Origin of the sequence: Pseudomonas persica (assembly GCF_900291015.1) — a bacterium.
Lineage (GTDB): Bacteria > Pseudomonadota > Gammaproteobacteria > Pseudomonadales > Pseudomonadaceae > Aquipseudomonas.
In genome coordinates this window covers 1-261 of record NZ_OLKL01000054.1, presented here as the reverse complement: position 1 = coordinate 261, position 261 = coordinate 1, and the positions used below count along the sequence as shown (strand labels likewise).

Below are 261 nucleotides of genomic sequence, written 5' to 3'. Positions count from 1 at the left end.
CCTTTGGAGAACGACCATGACTCGAATTACCGCTCTCTCGCTGGACCAGGCGCCTACTGGCTCGCGCGCAGCCCTCGAAGGCATTCAAAAAGGTCTCGGCTTCATTCCCAACGCATTCAAGACCCTGGCGCACGCTCCGGTGGCGCTCAATGGTTACCTGGGCCTCGCCCAAGCGTTGGGTAAAAGCTCACTGAGCGCCGCCGAGCGTGAAGTCGTTGCCCTGGCCACTTCGGAAATCAACGGGTGCGACTACTGCCTGGC

Annotated in this window: 1 protein-coding gene; it reads left to right on the top strand. The window is 60.9% G+C overall.

Annotated elements, in window-relative coordinates; all coding sequences use genetic code 11:
• Positions 1–16: 16 nt before the first annotated feature.
• Positions 17–261, top strand: a 245-nt coding sequence (locus FQ664_RS25660) for a carboxymuconolactone decarboxylase family protein (RefSeq protein WP_178091057.1), incomplete at its 3' end; no start/stop codon positions are given.